8 protein-coding genes are annotated in these 10033 nt (G+C 74.3%); 4 read left to right on the forward strand and 4 right to left on the reverse strand.

The genetic code is table 11. The annotated features are described in order from the left end of the window. Positions 1 to 4: 4 nt before the first annotated feature. The 4 genes from VFJ94_RS08410 to mraZ form a co-directional block, all read right to left on the reverse strand. Complete coding sequence (locus VFJ94_RS08410; protein WP_325003748.1) at positions 5 to 1792, reverse strand: penicillin-binding protein 2; 1788 nt, start codon at positions 1790 to 1792, stop codon at positions 5 to 7. A gap of 316 nt (positions 1793 to 2108) precedes the next feature. Next, complete coding sequence (locus VFJ94_RS08415; RefSeq protein WP_325003749.1) at positions 2109 to 2786, reverse strand: hypothetical protein; 678 nt, start codon at positions 2784 to 2786, stop codon at positions 2109 to 2111. Then, a complete protein-coding gene (gene rsmH / locus VFJ94_RS08420) occupies positions 2783 to 3799 on the reverse strand; it encodes a 16S rRNA (cytosine(1402)-N(4))-methyltransferase RsmH (RefSeq protein WP_325003750.1) in 1017 nt (338 codons plus the stop codon). The genes VFJ94_RS08415 and rsmH overlap by 4 nt, the downstream gene beginning before the upstream one ends. A 163-nt stretch (positions 3800 to 3962) precedes the next feature. Next, on the reverse strand, positions 3963 to 4394 hold the full coding sequence (gene mraZ / locus VFJ94_RS08425; RefSeq protein WP_325003751.1) for a division/cell wall cluster transcriptional repressor MraZ: 432 nt from the start codon (positions 4392 to 4394) through the stop codon (positions 3963 to 3965). A 438-nt stretch (positions 4395 to 4832) separates the two neighbouring features. Here mraZ and VFJ94_RS08430 point away from each other — a divergent pair, with 438 nt between their 5' ends. The 4 genes from VFJ94_RS08430 to VFJ94_RS08445 all read left to right on the forward strand — a co-directional run bounded on the left by VFJ94_RS08430 (position 4833) and on the right by VFJ94_RS08445 (position 9910). Beyond that, complete coding sequence (locus VFJ94_RS08430) at positions 4833 to 5819, forward strand: AAA family ATPase (protein ID WP_414654587.1); 987 nt, start codon at positions 4833 to 4835, stop codon at positions 5817 to 5819. A gap of 19 nt (positions 5820 to 5838) precedes the next feature. Then, positions 5839 to 7086: a DUF58 domain-containing protein gene (locus tag VFJ94_RS08435; RefSeq protein ID WP_325003752.1), complete on the forward strand. Its 1248-nt coding sequence runs from the start codon at positions 5839 to 5841 to the stop codon at positions 7084 to 7086. Continuing rightward, complete coding sequence (locus VFJ94_RS08440; protein ID WP_325003753.1) at positions 7083 to 9407, forward strand: transglutaminaseTgpA domain-containing protein; 2325 nt, start codon at positions 7083 to 7085, stop codon at positions 9405 to 9407. Before VFJ94_RS08435 ends, VFJ94_RS08440 begins: the two co-directional genes overlap by 4 nt. A 92-nt stretch (positions 9408 to 9499) precedes the next feature. Beyond that, positions 9500 to 9910: an ATP-binding protein gene (locus VFJ94_RS08445; protein WP_325003754.1), complete on the forward strand. Its 411-nt coding sequence runs from the start codon at positions 9500 to 9502 to the stop codon at positions 9908 to 9910. Positions 9911 to 10033 lie beyond the last annotated feature (123 nt).

Raw genomic sequence — 10033 nt, forward strand, 5'->3', positions numbered from 1 at the left:
AAACTTACAGGCCGTCGCGCTTGGCCCGCGCGTCGCTGATGACCGTGGGGTCGCGGTCCGACAGCGGCGAGCTCGCGCGGACGTGGTACTGCAACGGCGAGGGCGTGCTCGGCGGCGTGTTGTCACGCTCGATGAGGAAGCTCATGACCTGGTTGAAGACGGGCCCGGCGAGCGCCCCACCGAACATGCCGGCCGCGGGCTTCTGGATGAAGACGGCCACGACGTACTTCGGCTTCTCGGCCGGCGCGTAGCCGATGAACGAGGCGGTGAAGCCGTTGTAGCGGCCGAGCTTCTCGTCGTAGCGGTCGGCCGTGCCGGTCTTGCCCGCGACCCGGTAGCCCTTGATCCGGGCGGCGCTGGCCGTGCCCTCCTTGCCGGTGACCTCCTCGAGCATCCTGCTCAGCTTGGTGGCGGTGTCCGTGGTGACGACCTGGACGCCCTTCGGGGCGGGCGCCGGGACGATCGTGCCGCTGTCGTTGGCGGTCCCCTCGACGAGCGTCGGCGGCATACGCAGGCCCTTGTTGGCGATGGTCTGGAAGACGCCGGCGGCCTGGATGGCCGTGACCGAGTAGCCCTGTCCGAAGAGGACTGTGTAGCGCTGCGAGGCGTTCCAGTCCGACGACTTGGCCAGCTGGCCGGAGGACTCGCCCGGGAACCGGACGCTGGTCGGCGCCCCGATGCCGAAGGCGCGGTAGTAGGACTCCAGGACCGACGGCTTGATCCGCTCGCCGATGAGCATGGTCCCGATGTTGGAGGACTTGGCGATGACCCCTGTCGCCGTGAAGTTCTCCGTCGGGTGGTCCTCGTTGTCCTTGAAGTTCATGCCCACCCGGGGCAGGCGGTTGGGGATGATGACGCCGGTGTCCGGGGTGACGACGCCCTCCTGCAGAGCCGCCGCCATGGTCATGAGCTTGCCCGTCGAGCCCGGCTCGAAGGCGTCGTTGAACGCGTAGTTGCGCATGTTGGCGGCCTGGGCGGCACCCGGGTCGTTGGGGTCGAAGGAAGGGTAGCTGGCCGCCGCCCGCACCTTCCCGGTCGCCACCTCGAGCACCACGGCGGTCCCCGACTCCGCGCCCACGGCGGTGACCTGCTTGGCCAGGGCGTTCTGGGCATACCACTGGATGTCCGCGTCGATGGTCAGCTGGACGTCGCGGCCGGGCAGCGCTGGGGTGTCCTCCCGCTGGGAGCCCGGGATGATGTAGCCGTCGCGGGCCTGCTCGGCGACCATGGTCCCCGGCTTGCCGGCCAGCGTCTTGTCGAGCATGAGCTCGAGCCCCCCACCCGGCGTCTGGTCGCCCGGCTGGACGAAGCCGACGAGCTGCCCGAGCGCCATCGACGTCGGGTAGACCCGCGCCGCGGTGCGCTCTGCCGAGACGCCGGGGACGCCGAGCGCCCGGATCTGGCGCCACACGGTCGGGTTGACGTCCCGTTTGACGACGACGTATCGGGTGCCGGCGCGGGCGAAGAGCGCGGTCAGGGCGGCCGGTTCCATGCCGAGCAGGGGCGCGATGTCGGCGGCGGCCCGGCTGACCCCGACCCTGCTGCGCCGGCCGTCCACCTTGACGGTGTACTGCGGGACGGCCTGGGGGTCGGCGACGACGGTGAAGCGCTCGACGCTGTCGGCGAGCACCTGGCCGTTGGTGTCCCGGATCTTGGCGCGCAGCGCCGGGCTGACCGTCGTCACGAGGCGCTTGGACAGGGCAGCCGCCTGGGTGGCCGACGCGTCGAAGGCCTGCACGCGCAGCAGCTGGGCCGCGAAGATGCTGAAGACGAAGAGCACGGCGAGGAACATGATGCGCACCCGGCGCCGCGGGTTGGCCGGCCGCAGCGCCCGCCGGCGCCGCCGACGCGCGGGCCTGACTCGGGCAGGTCCGCCGCCGCGGAGGCGTCCCGAGCCGCGTGATCCGGCGCGGGCGGCAGCGGGCCGAGCGGCACCGGGGCGGGCGGCAGCCGGGCGAGCGGCAGCCGGGCGAGCGGCACCGGCGCGGGCGGCAGCCGGGCCAGCGGCCGCGCCGGGCCCGGCCCCCGGCCGGGGGGGACGCTTCGAGGGGGGCGGAGGGGTCCGGCCGGTGCGCCGGGGCTCCGCGCCTCGGTTCTGCGTCACGAGTTCACCTCGAGCTGGCGGCTGGGGTCTGCGGGGTGGGCGTCACGCGCGCGGGGCTCGCGGCACGCGGCGTCGTCGCCAGTGTCGCGGCCGGAGCCGCCCCGGCGGCGTTACCGGGCTTCCTCGGCGTGGCGCCTGCGGTCGCGGGATGCGCCGGGGCTGGCGCCGCGGGGACGCCCGCGGTCGGTGCCGGCGGGGCCGCCGGGCTCGCGGATGCCGGCGCGGCCGGCGGCGCCGGTGGGGCCGGAGGCGGCGGCGTGGGGCTCGTGACGATGGGGAAGGCCTGCAGCTGGGTGGCGGGCTGGGCGGTGCCCGTCACGGTGCCGGCGGCGAGGTTGATGTAGCCGCGCTCGTTGGAGCGGACCATGCCGAGCGCGGTGGCCGCCTCCGCGAGGGCGCCGCTCGTCGAGGCGCGGTCGATCTGCTCCTGCAGGTTGCTCGCGGTGTCGGAGAGCAGCGTCGACTCGCGCTGCAGCTGGCCCAGCGTCAAGGAGCCCTGGGCGAGGGCCGTGTTGAGCAGGAGCAGGGCGAGCAGGCCGAGCAGCAGCACGACGATGCAGATCGTCGCGAACACCCCGCCCCGCGACGTCGTGATCCGCTCCGGGAGGACGCGCAGCGGGGCCGGGCTCGGCCCGCGACGGGGAGCGCGCAGCGGGCGGGCCGCGACGGTCGTCTGGCTCATCGGAGGGGTCCCTTCGGAATGCGATGGCGTGAGGGCGGGGCGAAGTGCCCGGTGGCGCGCAGCCGCTCGGCGACCCGGAGCCGGGCCGAGGCGGCGCGGGGGTTGGCCTCGACCTCGTCGCGGTCGGGCTCCTCCGCCCCCCGGGTGACGAGCGCGAGGTAGGCGGCGTGCTCGGGCAGCTCGACGGGCAGCCCCGGCGGGGTGCTCGACGTCGCGCCGGCGGCGAACGCCCGCTTCGTGACGCGGTCCTCGAGGGAGTGGTAGCTAAGGACCGCGATCCGGCCGCCCACGGCGAGCCGGCCGATCGCGGCGTCGATGGCCCGCCGCCAGACGGCGAGCTCGTCGTTGACCTCGATGCGCAGGGCCTGGAAGGTGCGCTTGGCCGGGTGACCGCTCTGCCGCTGGGAGGCGGCCGGGATGACGCGCCGCAGGAGCTCGACGAGACGGGCCGACCTCGTGAAGGGCGCCGCCTCGCGCTCGCGGACGACGGCGCGTGCGATCTTGCCGGCATACCGCTCCTCGCCGTACTCGCGAAGGACGCGGGCGAGGTCCTCCGCGGCATACGTGTTGAGGACGTCCGCCGCGGTGCGCCCCGCCGACTGGTCCATCCGCATGTCGAGGGGCGCGTCGACCCGGTAGGCGAAGCCGCGCTCGGTCTCGTCGAGCTGGAGCGAGCTGACGCCGAGGTCGAAGAGGATGCCGTCGGCCGCGGGGACACCGAGGTCGTCGAGCACGGCGCCGACCTCGTCATAGACCGCGTGGACCGGACGGAACCGGTCGCCGTATGCCGCGAGCCGCTCGCCGGCCAGCCGCAGTGCCTCGTGGTCCCGGTCGATGCCGACGACGGTGCACTCGGGGAACCGCTCGAGCACGCCCTCGGCGTGGCCGCCCATGCCGAGGGTCGCATCGACGTGGACGGCGCCCGGGCGGCCCAGCGCCGGCTCGAGCAGGTCGAGGATCCGGCCGCGCATGACGGGGACGTGGCGGCCCTCGGCCGGTCCTCGACTGGTCATGCGACGCCCTTCGGCTTGGCTGGGTGGGGATGGTGCTGGGATGGTGCTGGGACGGTCGGCCGGCTCGTGCAGGCTGGTCCCCATCCGCTGCGTCGCCCGGGACGGGGGAAGTCGTCCCGGGAGGAGAGCGGCTGGAGGCCGGCGCGCAGGCGCTGGCCGAGGATCAGAACAGGCCGGGGATCACCTCCTGCGCCGTGTCGGCGTAGCTCTGCTCGGTCGCCTCGAGGTAGGCGTTCCAGACGGCGCTGTCCCAGACCTCGAGCCGGGAGCCGGCGCCGATGACCGTGACCTCGCGGTCGAGGCCGGCGTACTGCCGCAGGGCCGCCGGGATGGTGAAGCGACCCTGCTTGTCCGGGATCTCGTCGGAGGCGCCGGAGAGGAAGACGCGCAGGTAGTCCCGCGCGGCCTTGGAGGTCGTCGGCGCCTGACGCATCTGCTCGGCGACCTTGAGGAACTCGTCCATCGGATAGAGGAAGAGGCAGCGCTCCTGGCCCCTCGTGAGGACGAGGCCGCCGGCCATCCGCTCGCGGTACTTGGCGGGGAGGAAGAGACGTCCCTTGTCGTCCAGCCGGGGGGTGTGCGTGCCGAGGAACATCCCGTCCCCTCCCCCCGCTCGACCCGGGCGATCGACCCACTGGCCGACCACCTGCCTCCTGTGTCCCCCACCTTACTCCACTTCCCTCCACGGTCAACGCCAGAACCGCCCTAAAACCGACATTCCTGCCGGGTTTTCGCAGGTCGGCAGCGGTGGAGCAAAGTGGTGTGGGTGGGCCGCCACCCGCCCGACCGGAGGCGCCGGGCGGTGGCTCGGCCGCGGCCGGCCCATGAGCGCCCGTGCCCGCCCGACCCGCGGACCGCGCGCCCGTGCGCGGGGTGGGGTCAGGGGTGGGGCGAAGTGGAACGCGTCGCCGCAGACGCCGCGCGCGGATGGCTCTTTCCCCGGGGCGGCTTGTGGGAGAAGATGCGGGGACCGTGCGCAGCCGCCGCCGCCACGGCTCGGCCCCGCGCCGCTGGAGGGGACATCGGAGGCAACGTGACGACGACCGAGACGACCGGACTGGGCACCGAGCACCCGCTCGGCCTGGTCCACGAGGTCGCCGACCGCCTCATCGGCGCGATGACCCATGTCATCGAGGGCAAGGACGACGTCGTGCGCACCACGGTGACCGTCCTGTTCGCCGGTGGTCACCTCCTGCTCGAAGACGTGCCCGGCGTCGGCAAGACGATGCTCGCCAAGGCCCTGGCCCGATCCATCGACGCGACCGTGCGCCGGATCCAGTTCACTCCCGACCTGCTGCCGAGCGACGTGACCGGCGTCAGCGTCTTCAACCAGGACGCGAGGCGCTTCGAGTTCCGGCCCGGCGCCGTGTTCGCCAACGTCGTCGTCGGCGACGAGATCAACCGGGCCTCGCCGAAGACCCAGTCGGCCCTGCTCGAGTCCATGGAGGAACGCCAGGTCACTGTCGACGGCATCACCTATCCGCTGCAGGCACCGTTCATCGTCATGGCGACGCAGAACCCCATCGAGATGGAGGGCACCTACCCGCTGCCGGAGGCCCAGCGGGACCGGTTCATGGCGCGCATCTCCATGGGCTACCCCTCGGCGCGGGCCGAGCTCGAGATGCTCTCGAACCACGGCGCGTCCTCCCCACTGGAGGACCTGCGCCCGGTGACCGACGCCGCCACGATCCGGCGAGTCGTCGAGGCCGTGACCGGCGTGCACGCGAGCCCGGCCGTCCTCCAGTACGTCGTCGACCTCGTGGCCCGCTCGCGGGCGAGCACGGCGCTGCGCCTCGGCGCGTCGCCGCGCGCCTCGCTGCACCTGCTGCGGGCCTCCCGGGCGCACGCGGCCCTCGAGGGACGTGACCACGTGCTGCCCGACGACGTGCAGGCCCTCGCCGGCGCGGTGCTCGCCCACCGGCTCATCCCCTCGGGCGAGACGCAGCTTGCCCGGCGCACCACGGCCGACGTCGTGGCGGACCTGTTGCGCCAGGTGCCCGTTCCGCCCGCGCCGCGCTGAGGGACGAGGTGGGGGCGTCATGAAGCCGCTGCGCCTCGTGCTCACGACGAGGGGACGGGCCTTCCTCTGGGCGGGCGCGGTCCTCTTCGCCGCCGGCGTCGTCCTCGGCTTCCGGGACCTGACCCGGGTGGGCGTGCTCCTCGTCGGGCTCCCCCTCGCCTCGGCGGCCCTGGTCCGCACGCGGCGGACCCGCATGCGCATCGAGCGGCACATCTCGCCCGAGCGGATCAGCGTCGGCCAGGACGCCGCGGTCGCCCTGACGTTCGTGAACGTCTCGTCGGCCACCGCGCCGCTCTTCCTCGCCGAGGAGCGGCTCGCCTACGTCCTCGGCGACCGACCACGGTTCGTCGTCGGCCGGATCGCGCCCGGTCGCGGCCGCACCGTGTCCTACACCGTCCGCTCCGACCTGCGTGGCCGCCACCGCCTCGGCCCCCTCGGCGTGCGGGTGCAGGACCCCTTCGGCCTCGCCAACCGCCACGCGGTCCTCGAGGGCACCGCCGACCTCGTCGTGCTGCCCGAGGTGGCGCCGCTCACCGCGAACCGCCAGCCCAGCTCGGGTGTCGGGTCGGAGGGCGAGCAGGCGCACATCATCGCCCTGCACGGCGAGGACGACGCGACGACCCGGGAGTACCGCGACGGCGACGACCTGCGTCGGATCCACTGGCCCGCCACCGCGCGCACCGGGGACCTCATGGTGCGCCAGGAGGACCGCCCGGCGCAGCGCCGGGCCGTCGTCCTGCTCGACCCGCGGGCCGAGGCCCACGGCGGCAGTGGCGCCGCGAGCTCCTTCGAGTGGGCGGTGCGCGCCGCGGCCTCCGTGGCGGTGCATCTGGACCAGTTCGGGTATGCCGTGCACCTGGTCTGCACCGAGACGGTCGCCGACGGGCGGGCCGGGGAGACCATGGACGCCGAGCAGATCCTGGACGTGCTGTCGGTGACGTCGACCGGCCCCGACAGCGGCGAGGACCGCATCCTGCACGCGGCGCAGGCGCTCTCGGCCGCAGGCGGGTTCGTCGTCGCCGTCCTCGGCGCTCGGGACCCGCGGGTCACCGCGCGCGTCGCGACCCTGAGGCAGCCTGGCATCACCGGGCTCGCGTTCGTCCTCGACGCCCACAGCTTCGGCGACGCGCCGCTCGCCGACGCGGTCTCGGGGCACGTCGACGTCCTGCGGCTCGCCGGCTGGAGGGTCGTGCCCGTGCACCGCGGCGACGACGTGCCATGGGCGTGGGGCACGCTCACCGCCGCCACGGTGGGGGGCAACCGATGACGCGTCGCCGGTGGCGGATGACCCTGCTCGCCGCCCTCGCCACCGCGGCGGCCCTCTACCCGCTCACGAGCCTGTTCACCAGCTCGGAGTGGCTGCCCGACGCCACCGCCGCCATCGTGCTCGTGGGCGTCGTCGGCGCCACGGCCCGCGGCCTGCTGCGCTCCCGGCTGGCCGTCGTGGGCGTGCAGCTGGCCCTCGTCACGTACGCGCTCTGCGTGCGCTTCGCCGCCTCCACGTTCGCGTGGGGCCTGCCGACGTGGGACACCGTGCTGCGGTTCAACGACTTCGGGCTCGACGCCGAGGACACGATCCAGAAGTACACCGCACCGGCACCCCTGACGCCCGGGGTCGCGGTCTACCTGACCCTCGCCGTCGCCCTCACCGCGCTCGTCGTCGACGCCCTCGCGGCCACCTGGCGCAGCCCCGCCGCCGCGGGCCTGGCCCTGCTCACGGCATACCTCATCACCGCCGCCAACGGCGACGCCGCCCTCGACGCCCGCTTCTTCCTCGCCCCCGCCGTCCTCTGGCTGGCCATGCTCCACACGACGGCGCGGTCCCTCTTCGCCGGGTGGAGCACGACGAGCGTGCGGTCGGGCGACGGCTCGCCCGACCAGCGCGGGAGCCGACGGGCGCTCTGGTCGCTGACGGCGGCAGCGGTGCGGCTCGGCGGGCTCGGTCTCGTGCTCGCCCTCCTGGTCCCCGTCGTCGTGCCGCACTTCCCGACGCGCTACCTCACCGAGGGGCTCGGACGCTCGATCGGCGGGGGCGGCGAGGGCACCGTCGGCTTCAACGACACGGTGGACCTCACCCGGAGCCTGCGGGACAGCGACGCCACGCCGGTGCTCACCTACACGACGACGGGCTTCAACCGCAGCCCGCTGCGGGTCCTGGCCACCGGTCACTACGCGAGGGGCGAGTGGCGGCCGGCCAGCCAGCCGGACGCACCCGGGCAGCCGGTGCCGCTCCCACCCGCGTCGACGCGCAAGGACTACATCCTCACGGTGACCGGCAACAGCCTGAGGCCGCCACGGCTCGCCGCGCCCTACCCCGTGGTCGCCGTCGCGATGGAGGGGACGCCGTGGTCCATCGACCCGGTGACGCGGGACGTGCTCGTGACCCGCACGGTGAGCAGCTACCGGATCACCTACGCCGACCTCGGGCCGGCGCCACCGCTGCTGCGGGTGCCGTCGAGCCCCCGCGGCGCCGACGTCCTGGCCGACGACCTCGCACTTCCCGACCCCGCGCGCGAGCTGCTGCGGACGTGGTCCGACGAGGTCACCGCGGGGCGCACGAACGACCTCGACAGGGCCATCGCCATCCAGGACCACCTGCGGGACACGACGCGCTACTCGTACACCCTCGACCTCGGGCCGCCGGTGCGGGACACCGAGGGCAGGGTCGTCGAGCCCATCCGGTCGTTCTACCAGTCACGTCGGGGCTATTGCGTGCAGTTCGCGACCGCCATGATCATGCTCGCCCGCGCCCAGGGGATCCCGGCCCGCATGGCCATCGGCTTCCTGCCGGGCACCCGGTCGGGCGAGGAGTACGTCGTGCGCGCGTCGGACGCGCATGCCTGGCCCGAGCTGTACTTCGGCCCGTTCGGCTGGCTGCGCTTCGAGCCGACCCCCGGGACGCGGTCCGGCAGCCCGCCGCCGTATGCCGTCAGCGGCAGCAGTGCCGGCCCGACCGGCGGCGGCCGGTCCGTCGGCGAGGAGGACCCAGCCTCCGCGCGCGCGCGCAGCGCCGCGGCCCCGACGACCGTCGCCCCGCCCGTGGAGGCCGCCGACACGTCGCTGCCGTCCCGCGTCTCGGGCCTGCTGACCACCCGCACCCTCGTCGTGGCCGCCGCCCTGCTCGTCGGCGTCCTCGCGGCGTTCGGTATGCCGCTCACCGCCTGGGTCACGCGCCTGCGCCGACGGCGAGCGGCCGTGACCCAACAGGACCTCATCGAGGTGGAGTGGGAGGACCTCACCTCCCACCTGCGCGACCTCGGCATCGTCGCCCCGGAGGGCGGCACGCTGCGGCAGTGGCAGGAGCACTTCATCCGCGGCGGTGACCTCGACGCGGAGCGCGCCGCCGCGATGCGGCGAGTGACGGCAACGCTCGAGAAGGCCCGCTACGACCGGCCGGAGCGCACCTCCACGGAGGAGGCGGAGGCGCTCTGCCGCGACATCCGCCGCATCCGGCACGGCGTGAGCCGCACGCGAGCGTGGCGCACCCGCCTGCGGTCCTTCCTGTGGCCGGCCGCCGGCGTGTCCGTGTGGCGTCGCGTCCCGGATCGCCTCGGCCGCTGGTGGGACCGCCGTCGCGCCGGGCGCTAGCCCGCACCTGACCCCGGGCTCGCGCCGCGGGGGCGGCGTTGGGGTCGAGGGGCAGGGCCGCAAGGACCCGTGGCGCGGTGGGAAGTGGCAGGATGTGTCGCGTGGAGCACGCCACGCCTGAAGCAGCTCGGGAGTTGGCTCGGATCGCGTTTGGCGGATCCGACCTGCATGACTTGCGTGCTGCGGTGGCGGCCGTCGCCTCGGAGCACACCCCCGAACGCGTGAGCGACGTCGTGCTCGCCGTCCACGAGCTCGCGGTCAACAGCATCGTCCACGGCGCGGGGACCGGCGTCGTCCACGTGCTGCACACCGGCGAGGAGATCGTCTTCGACGTCCGCGACGCCGACGGGGGTGGGGGCGCTCCGGTCGTTCGACCTCCCACCCTCGATGCCCTCGGCGGTCGCGGCCTCTGGCTGGCCCAGCACCTGACCGACGCGCTCACCATCGACCGCGCGGGCGAGTTGACGAGCGTGAAGCTGCACCTGCGACTCAAGGCCAGCTGACCCACCTCCCCCGGCGCGTCCCTCCCCCGTTGAGCGGCGGCGCAGGTGTGCGCACAAGTGGCCACTCGACGTGGACCCCGCCACCCCCGTGTCGAGTGGCCACTTCCGCCCGCCCCCCCCGTG

Origin of the sequence: Intrasporangium sp. (assembly GCF_035688975.1) — a bacterium.
Lineage (GTDB): Bacteria > Actinomycetota > Actinomycetes > Actinomycetales > Dermatophilaceae > CALMNV01.